Annotated in this window: 11 protein-coding genes; 5 read left to right on the forward strand and 6 right to left on the reverse strand. The window is 66.7% G+C overall.

Annotated features, from left to right (window positions below; translation table 11 throughout):
• Positions 1-136: 136 nt before the first annotated feature.
• The 4 genes from CLV01_RS26385 to CLV01_RS26400 form a co-directional block, all read right to left on the reverse strand.
• Positions 137-1612 (reverse strand): glutamate synthase subunit beta, encoded by a 1476-nt coding sequence (locus CLV01_RS26385; protein WP_034396989.1) that lies wholly within the window; start codon positions 1610-1612, stop codon positions 137-139.
• A gap of 69 nt (positions 1613-1681) precedes the next feature.
• Positions 1682-6412, reverse strand: coding sequence for a glutamate synthase-related protein (locus tag CLV01_RS26390; protein ID WP_099732861.1), 4731 nt, complete (start codon positions 6410-6412; stop codon positions 1682-1684).
• Positions 6413-6600: 188 nt separating this feature from the next.
• The gene (locus tag CLV01_RS26395) at positions 6601-7311 is read right to left on the reverse strand and encodes a transposase (protein WP_013800776.1); all 711 of its coding nucleotides are present in this window, start codon (positions 7309-7311) and stop codon (positions 6601-6603) included.
• A gap of 55 nt (positions 7312-7366) precedes the next feature.
• The gene (locus tag CLV01_RS26400; protein ID WP_034396993.1) at positions 7367-8206 is read right to left on the reverse strand and encodes an IclR family transcriptional regulator domain-containing protein; all 840 of its coding nucleotides are present in this window, start codon (positions 8204-8206) and stop codon (positions 7367-7369) included.
• Between the two features lie 86 nt (positions 8207-8292).
• Between CLV01_RS26400 and CLV01_RS26405 the strand changes: the two genes are divergently transcribed.
• The 5 genes from CLV01_RS26405 (at position 8293) to CLV01_RS26425 (ending at position 12897) form a co-directional block, all read left to right on the forward strand.
• The gene (locus CLV01_RS26405; protein ID WP_012207359.1) at positions 8293-8994 is read left to right on the forward strand and encodes a 3-oxoacid CoA-transferase subunit A; all 702 of its coding nucleotides are present in this window, start codon (positions 8293-8295) and stop codon (positions 8992-8994) included.
• A 26-nt stretch (positions 8995-9020) separates the two neighbouring features.
• On the forward strand, positions 9021-9680 hold the full coding sequence (locus tag CLV01_RS26410; protein WP_026062883.1) for a 3-oxoacid CoA-transferase subunit B: 660 nt from the start codon (positions 9021-9023) through the stop codon (positions 9678-9680).
• A 74-nt stretch (positions 9681-9754) separates the two neighbouring features.
• Positions 9755-10966 carry a 3-oxoadipyl-CoA thiolase gene (pcaF, locus tag CLV01_RS26415; RefSeq protein WP_099732860.1) on the forward strand — a complete coding sequence of 404 codons (1212 nt, stop codon included), beginning with the start codon at positions 9755-9757 and terminating at the stop codon, positions 10964-10966.
• A 7-nt stretch (positions 10967-10973) separates the two neighbouring features.
• Positions 10974-11714, forward strand: coding sequence for an SDR family NAD(P)-dependent oxidoreductase (locus CLV01_RS26420; protein ID WP_016450985.1), 741 nt, complete (start codon positions 10974-10976; stop codon positions 11712-11714).
• Between the two features lie 175 nt (positions 11715-11889).
• A complete protein-coding gene (locus tag CLV01_RS26425; RefSeq protein WP_099732859.1) occupies positions 11890-12897 on the forward strand; it encodes a Bug family tripartite tricarboxylate transporter substrate binding protein in 1008 nt (335 codons plus the stop codon).
• Between the two features lie 202 nt (positions 12898-13099).
• On the opposite strand, the gene CLV01_RS26430 is transcribed toward CLV01_RS26425, so the two are convergent.
• Complete coding sequence (locus tag CLV01_RS26430; protein ID WP_099732858.1) at positions 13100-13897, reverse strand: hypothetical protein; 798 nt, start codon at positions 13895-13897, stop codon at positions 13100-13102.
• 95 nt (positions 13898-13992) lie between these two features.
• Positions 13993-15510, reverse strand: a complete 1518-nt coding sequence (locus tag CLV01_RS26435) for an alkaline phosphatase (RefSeq protein ID WP_099732857.1) — start codon at positions 15508-15510, stop codon at positions 13993-13995.
• Between the last annotated feature and the right edge of the window lie 42 nt (positions 15511-15552).

The following is a 15552-nucleotide window of genomic DNA, read 5'->3' on the forward strand; positions in this document are numbered from 1 at the left end:
CGGTGTCCCTCGCTTTAGGGCGCGCCAGTTTCAAGGGCCTACGCTGAAACACGAGGAATCTGTAATAAAAAGCCCTTGGTTCATCACCAAGGGCTTTTTCTTTGTCTATGGCCAAGCCCCTTCCGGGGTTGGCATCTCAACGCGGCAGGTCGGACGCGCCCATCAAGAATTCATCGATGGAGCGAGCGGCCTGGCGGCCTTCGCGGATGGCCCAGACGACCAGGGACTGGCCGCGGCGCACGTCGCCGGCGGCGAAGAGCTTGGGCACGCTGGTGGCGTAGCCGCCCGTGAAGTCGGTGGTGGCCTTGGCGTTGCCGCGTGCGTCCTTGTCCACGCCAAAGGCGTCGAGCACGGCCTGCACGGGGCTGACGAAGCCCATGGCCAGCAGCACCAGGTCGGCCTTGAGCACCTGCTCGCTGCCGGGTACTTCGACCATCTTGCCGTCCTTCATTTCGATGCGCACGGTCTTGACGGCCGTGACCTGGCCCTTCTCGCCGATGAACTCCTTGGTGGCGATGGCGAACTCGCGCTCGCAGCCTTCCTCGTGGCTGGAGCTGGTGCGCAGCTTGATCGGCCAGTAGGGCCAGACCAGGGGCTTGTTTTCCTGCTCGGGCGGCATGGGCATCAGCTCGAACTGGGTCACGCTGACAGCGCCGTGGCGGTTGCTGGTGCCCACGCAGTCGGAGCCGGTGTCGCCGCCACCGATGACGATGACATGCTTGCCATCGGCCCGCAGCTGGCCCTTGAGCTTGTCGCCGGCGTTGACCTTGTTTTGCTGCGGCAGGAACTCCATGGCGAAATGGATGCCCTTGAGTTCGCGCCCCGGCACGGGCAGGTCGCGCGACTGCTCGGCACCGCCTGTCAGCAGCACGGCGTCGAACTCGGCCATGAGCTGCTCGGGGCTGACGGTTTCCTTGGCCCAGTTGGTGACCTTGGAGTCTTCGCCCAGGCCGTCCTTGCCCGCCACCAGCACGCCGGTACGGATCTTGACGCCTTCGGCTACGAGCTGCTCGACGCGGCGGTCGATGTGCGACTTCTCCATCTTGAAGTCGGGAATGCCGTAGCGCAGCAGGCCGCCCACGCGGTCGTTCTTCTCGAACAGCGTGACATCGTGGCCGGCGCGCGCCAGTTGCTGCGATGCGGCCAGGCCTGCGGGGCCTGCGCCGACCACGGCGACCTTCTTGCCGGTCTTGCGGCTGCTGGGCAGGGGCTTGACCCAGCCTTCGGCCCAGGCACGGTCGATGATGGCGTGCTCGATGGACTTGATGCCCACGGCGTCGTCGTTGATGTTCAGCGTGCAGGCGGCCTCGCAGGGTGCGGGGCAGATGCGGCCGGTGAACTCGGGGAAGTTGTTGGTGCTGTGCAGCACGGCGCTGGCGCTCTTCCAGCCGCCGTGGAAGACCAGGTCGTTGAAGTCCGGAATGATGTTGTTGACCGGGCAGCCGCTGTTGCAGAACGGCGTGCCGCAGTCCATGCAGCGCGCGCCCTGGATCTTGGCCTGGCTGTCATCGAGGCCGATGACGAATTCCTTGTAGTGCTTCACGCGCTCGACGACGGGCGCGTAGCCCTCCTCAAGGCGCTCATATTCCATGAAGCCGGTGGTCTTTCCCATGATTCGTTGTCCTGATGTGTGGGGTGCAGGGATGGATGCGGGCTGCTGCCCGCATCCTTCACTTCCTTGTTATTTGGCGGCCACGGCTTCCTTGGCGTGTTCCTCGACCTCGGGCGTGGCGGGCTCTTCCATCACCTGGCGCTCGTACATCTCGGACAGGGCACGCTTGTACTCGCTGGGGAAGACCTTGACGAACTTGGAGCGGGCCGCCGCCCAGTTGTCCAGCAGGTCGCGGGCGCGCTTGGAGCCGGTCCAGCGGCTGTGCGCCTCGATCAGTGCGCGCAGCTGGCGTTCGTCGGTTTCGCGGCGGTGCCAGACGGCGGGCGAGACCTGGGCCAGGTGTTCGTCGTGGGGCAGCACCTGGTCCAGCGAGACGGACGCCTTGTTGCAGCGCTCGGCGAAGCGGCCATCCTCGTCATACACATAGGCCACGCCGCCGCTCATGCCGGCCGCGAAGTTGCGGCCCGTCTTGCCCAGCACCACCACGGTGCCGCCGGTCATGTATTCGCAGCCGTGGTCGCCCACGCCTTCGACCACGGCCGTGGCGCCCGACAGGCGCACCGCGAAACGCTCGCCGGCCACGCCGCCGAAGAAGGCCTCGCCGCTGGTGGCACCGAACATCACGGTGTTGCCGACGATGGTGTTGGTCGTCGTGTCGCCACGGAATTCATGGCTGGCATGCACCACCACGCGGCCGCCGGACAGGCCCTTGCCCGTGTAGTCGTTGGCATCGCCGCGCAGGTTCAGCGTGATGCCGTTGCACAGGAAGGCGCCGAAGGACTGGCCGCCGGTTCCCTCGAAGTGGATGCGGATGGTGTCATCCGGCAGGCCTTCGGGATGCACGCGCGTCACGGCACCGGAGAGCATGGCGCCCACGGAGCGGTTGACGTTGCGCGCCACTTCCATGATGCGCACGCGCTCGCCGTTCTCGATGGCGGGCTTGCAACGCTCGATGAGCTTCACGTCCAGCGCCTTGTCCAGCAGGTGGTCCTGCTTTTCGACATGGAAGCGCGCCACGTCGGCGGGCACTTCGGGCTGGGCGAACAGGCGCGAGAAGTCCAGGCCCTGGGCCTTCCAGTGCTGCAGGCCCTTGCGGGTGTCCAGCAGGTCGGCACGGCCGATCAGGTCGTCGAACTTGGCCACGCCCAGCTGGGCCATGATCTGGCGCACTTCCTCGGCAATGAAGAAGAAGTAGTTCACCACATGCTCGGGCTTGCCCGAGAACTTGGCGCGCAGCACCGGGTCCTGCGTGGCCACGCCCACGGGGCAGGTGTTCAGGTGGCACTTGCGCATCATGATGCAGCCCTCGACGACCAGGGGCGCCGTGGCGAAGCCGAACTCGTCGGCGCCCAGCAGCGCGCCGATGACGACGTCGCGGCCGGTCTTCATCTGACCGTCGGCCTGAACGCGGATACGGCCGCGCAGGCGGTTGAGCACCAGGGTCTGCTGGGTCTCGGCCAGGCCGATTTCCCAGGGCGAGCCCGCATGCTTGATGGACGACCAGGGCGATGCGCCCGTGCCGCCGTCGTGCCCCGCGATCACCACGTGGTCGCTCTTGCACTTGGCCACGCCGGCCGCGATGGTGCCCACGCCCACTTCGGACACGAGCTTGACCGAGATGTCGGCGTGCGGTGCCACGTTCTTCAGGTCGTGGATCAGCTGGGCCAGATCCTCAATGGAGTAGATGTCGTGGTGGGGCGGGGGCGAGATCAGGCCGACGCCGGGCACGGAGTGGCGCAGCTTGCCGATGTAGTCGGACACCTTGCCGCCGGGCAGCTGGCCGCCTTCGCCGGGCTTGGCGCCCTGGGCCATCTTGATCTGCACCTGGTCCGAGGACGACAGATACTCGGCCGTGACGCCGAAGCGGCCCGATGCCACCTGCTTGATCCTGGAGCGCAGCGAGTCGCCGTCCTGCAGCTCGATGTCGGCCTCGACCTTGTCGGCGCCGATGATGGAGCCCAGGGTCTCGCCCTTCTTGATCGGGATGCCCTTGAGCTCGTTGCGGTAGCGCTGGGGATCTTCCCCGCCTTCGCCGGTGTTGCTCTTGCCGCCGATGCGGTTCATGGCCACGGCCAGCGTGGCATGGGCCTCGGTGCTGATCGAGCCCAGGGACATGGCGCCCGTGGCAAAGCGCTTGACGATGTCCTTGGCCGATTCGACCTGGTCCAGTGCAATGGCCTTGGCCGGGTCGAACTTGAACTCGAACAGGCCGCGCAGCGTCATGTGGCGCTTGCTCTGGTCGTTGATCAGCTGGGCGTATTCCTTGTACGTGCTCCAGCTGTTGGAGCGCGTGGAATGCTGCAGCTTGGCGATGGCGTCGGGCGACCACATGTGCTCTTCGCCACGGGCGCGCCAGGCGTATTCGCCGCCGGCGTCCAGCATGGTCTCCAGCACGGGATCGTCACCGAAGGCCGCGCGGTGGTTGCGGATGGTTTCCTCGGCGATCTCGAAGACGCCGATGCCCTCGACGCGGCTGGCCGTGCCGGTGAAGTACTTGTCCACGGTGTCGCTGTTCAGGCCGATCACCTCGAACAGCTGGGCGCCGCAATAGGACATGTAGGTGGACACGCCCATCTTGGACATGATCTTGGACAGGCCCTTGCCGATGGCCTTGACGTAGTTGTAGATGGCCTTGTCGGCCGACAGGTCGCCGCCCAGCTCCTTGTGCATGTCGGCCAGGGTTTCCATGGCCAGGTAGGGATGCACGGCCTCGGCGCCGTAGCCTGCCAGCACGGCGAAGTGGTGCACTTCGCGCGCCGTGCCCGTTTCCACGACCAGGCCGGCCGTGGTGCGCAGGCCCTCGCGCACCAGGTGCTGGTGGATGGCCGACAGCGCCAGCAGCGCGGGGATGGCCACCTGGGTGGCGCTCACATGGCGGTCGCTGATGATCAGGATGTTGGCGCCGCCCTTGATGGCGTCCACGGCCTGCGCGCACAGCGATGCCAGCTTGGCTTCCACGCCCTGCTTGCCCCAGGACAGCGGGTAGGTGATGTCGATCGTTGCGCTCTTGAACTTGCCCTGCGTGTGGCGTTCGATGTCGCGCAGCTTGGCCATGTCGGCGAAGTCCAGCACGGGCTGGTGCACTTCGAGGCGCATGGGCGGGTTGACCTGGTTGATGTCCAGCAGGTTGGGCTTGGGTCCGATGAAGGACACCAGCGACATCACGATGGCTTCGCGGATGGGGTCGATCGGCGGGTTGGTCACCTGCGCGAACATCTGGCGGAAGTAGTTGTACAGCGGCTTGTTCTTGTCCGACAGCACGGCCAGCGGGCTGTCGTTGCCCATGGAGCCGATGCCTTCCTCGCCGTTCTTGGCCATGGGGGCCAGCAGGAACTTGATGTCTTCCTGCGTGAAGCCGAAGGCCTGCTGGCGCTCGAGCAGCGGCAGGCTGGCGGCCTCGGGGCCGGCATGGGTGTCACCGCCCACGCTGCCCAGCTTGATGCGCAGGTTCTCGATCCACTGCTTGTAGGGCTTGGTGTTGACGATGTTGGCCTTGAGCTCGTCGTCCTCGATCAGGCGGCCCTGCTCCAGGTCGATCAGCAGCATCTTGCCGGGCTGCAGGCGCCACTTGCGCACGATGGAGCTGTCGGGCACGGGCAGCACGCCGGCCTCGGAAGCCAGGATGACCAGGTCGTCATCGGTGATCACGTAGCGCGAGGGGCGCAGGCCGTTGCGGTCCAGCGTGGCGCCGATCTGGCGGCCGTCGGTGAACACGATGGAGGCCGGGCCGTCCCAGGGCTCCATCATGGCGGCGTGGTATTCATAGAAGGCGCGGCGGCGCTCGTCCATGGACTCGTGCTGCTCCCAGGGCTCGGGAATCATCATCATCACGGCCTGGCTGATGGGGTAGCCGGCCATGGTCAGCAGTTCCAGGCAGTTGTCGAACGTTGCCGTGTCGGACTGGCCTGCGAAGCTGATGGGATAGAGCTTCTTGAGGTCCTCGGCCAGCACGGGCGAGGCCATCACGCCTTCGCGCGCCAGCATCCAGTTGTAGTTGCCGCGCACGGTGTTGATTTCACCGTTGTGGGCCACGTAGCGGTAGGGGTGGGCCAGCGGCCACTCGGGGAAGGTGTTGGTGGAAAAGCGCTGGTGCACCAGGCCGATGGCCGAGACGCAGCGCTCGTCGGACAGGTCGTTGTAGTACACGCCCACCTGGTCGGCCAGCAGCAGGCCCTTGTAGACCACGGTGCGGCTGCTCATGCTGGGAACGTAGTATTCCTTGCTGTGCTTGAGCTTGAGATTCTGGATGGCGGCGCTGGCCGTCTTGCGGATCACGTACAGCTTGCGCTCCAGCGCGTCCTGCACGATCACGTCGGCGCCGCGGCCGATGAAGACCTGGCGCAGGATGGGCTCCTTTTCCTGGACCGTGGGCGACATGGGCATGTCGCGGTTCACGGGCACATCGCGCCAGCCCAGCAGGACCTGGCCTTCGGCCTTGATGGCGCGTTCCATCTCCTGCTCGCAGGCCAGGCGCGAGGCGTGTTCCTTCGGCAGGAAGATCATGCCCACACCGTACTCGCCCGCCGGCGGCAGGGCCACGCCCTGCTTTGCCATCTCTTCGCGGTAGAGCTGGTCGGGAATCTGGATCAGAATGCCCGCGCCATCGCCCATGAGCTTGTCGGCGCCCACGGCGCCGCGATGGTCGATGTTTTCGAGGATCTTGAGCGCGCCGGTGACGATGTCATGGCGCTTGACGCCCTTGATATGTGCAACAAAGCCGAGGCCGCAGGCGTCGTGCTCGTTGCTCTTGGAGTACAGACCGTGGTCTTGGAGATGCTTGATCTCGGCAGCCGTCGTCATGGCGGAATCCTCAAATTTTTCGCAGGGAACGCAAGATTAAGGCAAGGCATCACCTCATGCAATAAATTTATATAAGGGTCAGATCCCAATTAATTCCAGAACAAAAAAATCGGAAATTAATAAGGGACATATTTATTTCACAAAGACCTGTAGTGAGGAATCAAGCACTTGCAGGCCATCAGTGGGTACTAACGCACTGTTGTGGTGCGCTCATTGGTCCGTCCGGGCGGACGACCGGCACGTTGGCGGGTCACACGGCGCTCGGTGCGCTGTTGTAAATCGGCAATGAATTGCTCATCGCCCAGCGCCCAACCCCGCAGCGCCGACTGGCTGATGCGTTCGGCGTCGTCGGCGCCAACCCCCTCTTCCACGGCTTCCACATAGGCCGCATCCCGCGCAAACGGGGTGTTGCCCAGCTCCCAGAACACGGCATGCGGCTGGATCAGCGCGTCGCTGCGCAGGCCGGCGTTGTGCGCGTAGCTGGACCAGGGCCAGTCGGCCGGCCGCTGGACCAAGCCGGCGCGCACGGGGCTGTCGTCCATGAAGACCATGGTGGGCAGCAGCCAGCTGGGCTGCAGCACCGTGCCGCGATAGCGGCCTTCCCACAGCGTGCCGCTGCGGCCGTGGCGGTCGTTGAAGTAGCGCACATAGCGCCGGCCCACGGCCTGCATGAACTTGGGCAGGCCATCGCCGGTGCGGGGCGTGGCCAGCAGGTGGAACTGGCTGGGCAGCAGCACGTAGGCATGCACGGCCAACTCGCAGCTGCGCGCCATCTCGCGCAGCAGCCCCAGCATGGTTTCCCGGTCCTGGGCATCGATGAAGATGTCCCCGCCGTTGTTGCCGAGCTGGATGATGTGGTGCGGCAGATCCGCAAGGGTGAGTCGGGGCAGGCGGGCCATGGTGCGAGTGCGGGGCGTGGATCGGCAATTATGGAGCGCCGCGCCGCCCGCCGCCCTACAGGGAAAGCCGCGATGAGGCCCGCAGCAGCTGGCTCACCAGCTGCGTGGCAGCCAGCAGCCGGGGCAGCAGTTGCCCGCGCATCATCTCGGCGCTGTTGCGGTTGGCCTGGCCGCTGATGTTGAGCGCAGCCACGGTGCGCCCGGCCGCGTTCTTCACGGGCGCCGCGATGGAGATCAGGCCTTCGGCCAGTTCCTGATCCACCAGGGCCCAGCCCTGGGCGCGCACCTCCAGAATGCGCTGGCGCAGGCGGTCATCATCCTGCTCGGTCAGGGCCGTGAACTGCCGGCGCTCGCGCGCATCCAGCAGGGCCTGCAGGGATTCATCGCTCTCGCCGGCCAGCAGCACGCGCCCCATCGAGGTCCAGCAGGCCGGCAGGCGTGAGCCAACGCCGAGGTTGGTGCTCATGATCTTGTGGGTGTGCACGCGCAGCACATAGACGATGTCGCCGCCATCGAGCACGGCGGCCGAGCAGGACTCCTTGACCTCGTCGACCAGGTTTTCCATCACGGGCTCGGCCAGGTTCCAGACCGGGGTGGAGCTGAGGTAGGCAAAGCCCAGTTCCATGATGCGCGGCGTGAGCTGGAACAGCTTGCCGTCGCTCTTCACATAGCCCAGCGTCTGCAGCGTCAGCAGGATGCGCCGGGCCCCGGCGCGCGTGAGCCCCGTGCGCGACGCCACCTCGCTGAGCGTCTGCGCGGGCGCCTCGGCACTGAACGAGCGGATCACGCCCAGGCCGCGCGCGAAGGACTGCACATAGCTGTCGCCGGGGCGCGGCGTGCCGCCCTCTTCTTCAACCCCACCTGTGGAAATTACGGAAGCGGCATTTTTTTCCATGGCTCTATAATTCTTTCTGCGAACTTTTGTTCTACATACGAACATTTTAGCGCAGCGCCAGCGGCCTGCATACCGGAGACAAGCAAGTGATCAACAAAATCACCGACACCATCGCCGAGGCGTTGTCGGGCGTCCAGGACGGCTCCACCGTGCTGATCGGGGGCTTCGGCACCTCGGGCAATCCCACCGAACTCATCGACGGCCTGATCGCCCAGGGCGCACGCGAGCTGACCGTGGTCAACAACAACGCGGGCAACGGAGACCAGGGGCTGGCGGCCCTGCTCAAGAGCGGCCAGGTGCGCAAGATCATCTGCAGCTTCCCCCGCCAGGTGGACAGCTGGGTGTTCGACGACCTGTACCGCAGCGGCAAGATCGAGCTGGAACTCGTGCCCCAGGGCAACCTGGCCGAGCGCCTGCGCGCTGCCGGCGCCGGCATCGGCGGCTTCTTCTGCCCCACGGCCTATGGCACGGAGCTGGCCAACGGCAAGGAAACGCGCGAGATCAACGGCAAGCACTATGTGCTGGAGCATCCCATCCACGGCGACGTGGCACTGGTCAAGGCCGAGAAGGGCGACCGCTGGGGCAACCTGACCTACCGCATGTCGGCCCGCAACTTCGGACCCGTGATGGCCACGGCGGCCAAGCACACGATCGCCACCGTGCACGAGATCGTGGAGCTGGGCGCGCTGGACCCCGAGGCCGTGGTCACGCCCGGCATCTACGTGAGCCAGATCGTGAAGATCGACCGCGTGGCCACCCAGGCCGGCGGCTTCAAGAAAACCGCATGAGCGCCCCAACCGCCGAAAGCAAGAGCATGAGCAGCTACCAGAAACGCAGCAAGCAAGAGCTGGCCCGGCGCGTGGCCGAAGACATCTTCGACGGCGCCTATGTCAACCTGGGCATCGGCATGCCCACCCAGGTCGCCAACCACATCCCGGCCGGCCGCGAGGTCATCCTGCAAAGCGAGAACGGCATCCTGGGCATGGGCCCGGCGCCCGCCGAAGGCCAGGAGGACTATGACCTGACCAATGCGGGCAAGCAGCCCGTCACCCTGCTGCCGGGCGGCTGCTACTTCCACCATGCCGACAGCTTCGCCATGATGCGCGGCGGCCACCTGGACATCTGCGTGCTGGGCGCCTTCCAGGTCTCGGCCACGGGCGACCTGGCCAACTGGAGCACGGGCGAGGCCGGTGCCATTCCCGCCGTGGGCGGCGCCATGGACCTGGCCGTGGGTGCACGCCAGACCTGGGTGATGATGGACCTGCTGACCAAGACCGGCGAATGCAAGGTCGTCGAGGCCTGCAGCTATCCGCTCACGGGCCTGTCCTGCGTCAAGCGCATCTACACCGACCTGTGCACGCTGGAATGCACGCCCGAGGGCCTGCGCCTGATCGACACCGTGCCCGGCCTCTCGCACGCCGAGCTGCAGTCCATCGTGGGCCTGCCCATCAAGGACGCGACGGCCACGGCCTGATCCCTCAGCTCCCCATCCAGTGGGTGCGCTGCGGCGCACCCAGGCACCTCTTCATTCTTTTCCCAGGAGACACCATGAGCCAGTCCAACCAGGCCTTCATCTGCGACGCCATCCGCACCCCCTTCGGCCGCTACGGTGGCGCCCTGTCCCCGGTGCGTGCCGATGACCTCGGCGCCGTGCCGATCAAGGCGCTGATGGAGCGCAACCCCGGCGTGGACTGGACGGCCGTGGCCGACGTGCTTTACGGCTGCGCCAACCAGGCCGGCGAAGACAACCGCAACGTGGCGCGCATGTCCGCCCTGCTGGCCGGCCTGCCCATCGATGTGCCGGGCGCCACCATCAACCGCCTGTGCGGTTCGGGCCTGGACGCCGTGGGCACGGCCGCGCGCGCCATCAAGGCGGGCGAGGCCCGCCTGATGATCGCGGGCGGCGTGGAAAGCATGAGCCGTGCGCCCTTCGTCATGCCCAAGGCAGAAAGCGCCTTCAGCCGCAGCAACGCCGTGTACGACACCACCATCGGCTGGCGCTTCGTCAACAAGCTGATGAAGCAGCAGTACGGCGTGGACTCCATGCCCGAGACGGCAGAGAACGTGGCCGACGACTTCAAGATCGAGCGCGAAGCCCAGGACCGCATGGCCCTGGCCAGCCAGCAAAAGGCCGCCGCCGCCATCGCGGCCGGCTACCTGGCCAAGGAAATCGTGTCCGTGTCCATTGCCCAGAAGAAGGGCGACGCCATCGTGGTGAGCCAGGACGAACATCCGCGCGCCACCACCATCGAGGCGCTGGCCAAGCTCAAGGGCGTGGTGCGCTCGGATGGCACGGTGACGGCCGGCAATGCCAGCGGCGTGAACGACGGCGCCTGCGCCCTGCTGCTGGCCAACGAGGAAGCCGCCCAGCAATACAACCTGGTGCCCCGCGCCCGCGTGGTCGGCATGGCCGTGGCCGGCGTGGCCCCGCGCATCATGGGCTTCGGCCCGGCGCCCGCCGTGCGCAAGGTGCTGGCCCTGACCGGCCTGACGCTGGAGCAGATGGACGTGATCGAGCTGAACGAAGCCTTCGCCGCGCAGGGCCTGGCCGTGCTGCGCGATCTGGGCATTGCCGACGATGACCGCCGCGTCAACCAATGGGGCGGCGCCATTGCGCTGGGCCATCCGCTGGGTGCATCGGGCGCGCGCCTGGCCACCACCGCCGTGAACCAGCTGCACACGCTGGGCGGCCGCTACGCGCTGTGCACCATGTGCATCGGCGTGGGCCAGGGCATTGCCGTGATCCTGGAAAAGGTCTGAGACTGCGATGAGCACCGTGGATAACAAGACACCCGTCACCGTGGTCAGCGGCGCCAGCAACGGCATCGGCCGTGCCATCGCCGAGGCCCTGCTGGCCCAGGGCCGCGCCGTGGTCAACCTCGACTACGTGCTGCCCGATTGGAGCCATCCGCTGCTGGTGAGCTACCAGGCCGACCTGACCAGCGAGCAGGCCACCGCCGAGGCGGCAGCCCGCATTGCCGCCGCGCACAACGTGGTGGCCCTGGTCAACAACGCGGGCGCCACGCGCCCCGGCACCATCGACAACGCCAGCACCCAGCATCTCGACGACGTGGTGGGACTGCACCTGCGCGCGCCCATGCTGCTGGTCCAGGCCTTCCTGCCCACACTGCGTGCCTGCGGCGAGGGGCGCATCGTGAACATGTCCTCGCGCGCCGCGCTGGGCAAGCCTGACCGCATCGTCTACTCGGCGACCAAGGCCGGCCTGATCGGCCTGACGCGCACCCTGGCCATGGAACTGGGCCGCGACCGCATCACGGTCAACGCCCTGGGCCCCGGCCCCATCGCCACCGAGCTGTTCACCAAGAGCAACCCCGAGGGCGCGCCGCAGACCCAGCGCATCCTCAACAGCATTGCCGTGGGCCGCATGGGCACACCGGAAGACGTGGCCCGTGCCGCGCTGTTCTTCCTGTCGCCCGACAACGGCTTCGTCACCGGCCAGGTGCTCTACATCTGCGGCGGCACCACGCTGGGCGTGGCGCCCGTCTGACCGAACGTCGGACCGACCATCTGACCGAACGCCTTCCCAGGCACAACACCCTTCAAGAAGAACCACTGGAAGCGCCCGCCTGCACAGGCGGGCGCCACACAGGGCCTTGCCCTGGCCCAGACCGGCGTTGCCGGGCCCGGCCATCCACCTTATTGCCGAATCAGGAGACCTCTCGATGTCCGATCAAACCACCCACTTCACCCGCCGCCGTGGCCTGCAGGCGCTGGCCGCCGCATCCCTGACCGCCCTCGGCGCCCTGTCCGGCACCGCCGCCCTGGCCCAGGACGGCTTCCCCAGCAAGCCCATCACCATCCTCGTGCCCTTCGCCGCTGGCGGCACCACCGACATCCTGGCGCGTATCGTCGCCCAGGCGCTGCAGCAGGAACTGGGCCAGACCGTGATCGTGGACAACAAGCCCGGCGCGGGCGGCAACATCGGCGCCGTGGCCGCCGCGCGTGCACCGGCCGACGGCTACACGCTGTTCATGGGCACCGTGGGCACGCATGCCATCAATGCCGCGCTCTACGCCAAGCCCGGCTTCGACCCCATCAAGGACTTCTCGCCCCTGACGCGCGTGGCCAACGTGCCCAACCTGCTGGTGGCCCACCCCAGCCAGCCGTTCAAGACCGTCAAGGAAATGATCGCCTACGCGCGCGCCAATCCCGGCAAGCTGAACTACGGCTCCTCGGGCAGCGGCAGCTCCATCCACCTGTCGGGCGAGCTGTTCCGCTCCATGACGGGCCTGGACATGGTGCACGTGCCCTACAAGGGCAGCGCCCCGGCCATCACCGACCTGCTGGGCAACCAGATAGCCATCATGTTCGACAACATGCCCTCGGCCATCCAGCATGTGCGCTCGGGCAAGCTGCGTCCCATCGCCGTGACCACCGCCAAGCGCTCGCCCGAACTGCCCGATGTGCCCACCGTGGCCGAAGCCGGTGTGCCCGGCTACGAGGCCACTTCGTGGTTCGGCCTCTGGACTCAGGCCAAGACGCCCGCCGCCGTGCAGCAGCGCCTGTACACGGCCATTGCCAAGGTGCTCAAGGACCCGGCCGTGGTCAAGAAGATCAACGACCAAGGCGGTGATGTCGTGATCGACACGCCGGCCGAGTTCCTCACCTATATCAAGGCCGAGTCCGCCAAGTGGAGCAAGGTCGTCAAGGACTCCGGGGCGCAAGTCTGACCTTCGTTTCCGTATAAAAGAGCTGCTGCGTGCAGCTCTTTTTCATTGGAGCACCGACCTATTGCTAAGCACCGCCCACATCGCACGAACGAGCGCGGCCCAACTCAGGGACACCGAGGAAGGGCCTGAGCCGGCCGCGCCGCCCCGCACCGAGGGCGCCGTGCAACGGGGAAGGCGCGAAGCGACTCAGGGGGTAATCATTTCAATCCAGCAGATCGGAGTAGTCGCCCTTGTCATAGCCTTCGATGGTCTTCCAGGGCTGGGCCAGCGGGGCGGGCAGCTTGGTGGCGGTGACGACGATGCGCTCGGTGCCGTGGGAGTCGCTGCGTTCCACGCGGCGGGCGAACTGGTTGGCCACGTCCCAGTCGATGACGGTGGTCTGTTCGCCTGCCGTGCCGCGGTAGCGCTGCACGCCGTTGTGTGGCTTGCCCACGCGCTCCATGCCCTGCAGCGCGGTGGGAGGCACGATCCAGTACACGTTGTCGAAGGAGCCGCCGTAGCCGACGTTGCCGTGGTGGGCCAGGTCCACGCTGATGACGCGGCGCAGCTTGGCCAGGATGACTTCCACGCCGACCTTGCCGTCATCGGCGCGGCGGATGGACAGGGGTGCGGCGCGGGCTTCGTCATGGGCGTGGCCGGCGTGCGGGCCATGGGCGTGGTCATGGCCGTGGTCCTGGCTCTGGCGCAGGGCGGCGGGCATTTCGCGCTCTATCCACAGCTGGGCCTTGCGGCGGTAGACGCGGTTGGTATAGACGCTGCTGCGCTGCACGCCGTCGCTGCCCACGCTCATGGCTTCGTAGGTGATGCGCAGGTCGGCTTCGGGCGTGGCCTGTACGGCGGCCGTGGTGCGCGCCACGGAATCCGCAGGGACTGCGGCCGTGGGTGCGGATGCCGCCGCCTTGGCCGGCTCGGCGGCCCATGCTGCGGAGACGGAACAGGCCAGCAGCGCGGCCGCGTAGATGTGGCGCGCCGCGCGCGGCGCCGGAAGGGAAAGCGTCATGGAATCCAGCCAATGCGAAAAAACCGGGGCCGGGCACACGCATGTGCCACGGCTCCGGCCAGGGGTTGGCAAGCAGCCAACGAAGGAAGAAACAATTACAGTCCAGCGGCTTCGCGGACCTTGGAGAACACCTTGGTGTTGTCCATCGTGCCCTTGAAGATCTTGGCGCCCGCGCCGCCGGCGAACAGCATCACGTCGCCGCCGCCATGGGTCTCGGAGCCCGGCGTGCCCAGGTTCAGGCCGACTTCCTGCAGGTAGTTGTCGTCCGTGGTGTCCACGGCCGTCACGTCGTCGCGCGAGGCGCCGCGCGTGGGAGCGATCCAGGGTTTGTTGCCATCTTCGGCATTGACCTGGCTGGAGGCCGTGGCGTTAGGACGTCCGCCGTTGCCGAAGGCCAGCGTGGTGTAGGGCTTGCCGTCCTGGGCCTTGGCCATCTGGCCGGTCTGGTAGTCCTGCACCTTGCCCAGGATCGGGTTGCCGATCTTGGAGTAGCCGTTGAACACCATGTTGTGGTCGTGATCGGCCGTGACGACGATCAGCGTGTTCTTCAGGCCCGGGTCCTTCTTTTCCATGTAGGCCATGGCGGTCTCGATGGCGCGGTCGAAGGCCAGCGTGTCTTCCAGCGCGCGCTTGGCATTGGTGCCGTGCAGTGCGTGGTCGATGCGGCCGCCTTCCACCATCAGGAAGAAGCCCTTGTCATTGCGGCTGAGCACGTCCAGCGCCTTGCCGGTCATGTCGGCCAGGCTGGGCTCGTCCAGCTTTTGCTTGACGCGGTCCAGCTCGTAGGCCATTTCGCTTTGCGTGAACAGGCCCAGCAGCTTGGGGGCCTTGGTCGCGTCCAGGGCCGCCAGCTCGCTGCCCTTGGCGACATAGGCGTAGCCCTTGGCCTTCATCATGTCCACGAGGTTGGCCGTGTCCGTGCGCTTGCTGCTGGGGTTGACCGACTTGGGCAGGTAGTTGCGCTGGCCGCCGCCCATGAGCACGTCGATGCCGTCGCCCAGCTTGGCGTTGTAGTTGGCATGGCCGGGCACGGACTGCTCGGCAATGCTGTTGTAGCCATTGCGGTTGCAGATGTGGGCGTAGGTGGCCGCAGGCGTCGCATGGCCCACGCGCGTGGTGGAGATGGCGCCCACGGCACGGCCCTTGGCCTTGGACAGTTCCAGCAGGGTCTGCGCGGGCTGGCCGTTGCCGGCCGGGCAGGTGGTGTCCTCGCCGTTGATGTACTGCTGGCCGTTGGCCGCATAGGCCAGGGTCTCGGCCGACATGGAGATGACTTCGTTGTTCATCTTCACGCCGGTCATGTAGGCCGCCATCGAAGGCGCGCTGTCCGTGGTCTGGCCATCGCGCGAGAAGGTCTTGACGCGGCTGGCGTAAGGCAGGGACTGCATGGTCAGCGTGGCGCGCTCGCTGCTGGTCAGTGCCGTGGGATTGGCAGCCAGCTGCTTCTCACCCTTGTAGATGCGCGCGGCGGTCACGGTGACCGGGCCCATGCCGTCGCCGAGGAAGAAGATGACGTTCTTGGCCTCGCCAGCCGCATGGGCGGCGGGAGCCAGCAGCGCCAGCGCGCCGGCCGCAGCCAGGGCGAGGGAGGTCTTTTGGAGGATCGGATGCATGTGGAATTCCTTGAATACTTTGAATGCCTTGATTGCGGTACA

It is taken from the genome of Delftia sp. 60 (genome assembly GCF_002754395.1).
In the GTDB taxonomy this organism is placed as follows: Bacteria; Pseudomonadota; Gammaproteobacteria; order Burkholderiales; family Burkholderiaceae_C; genus Comamonas; species Comamonas acidovorans.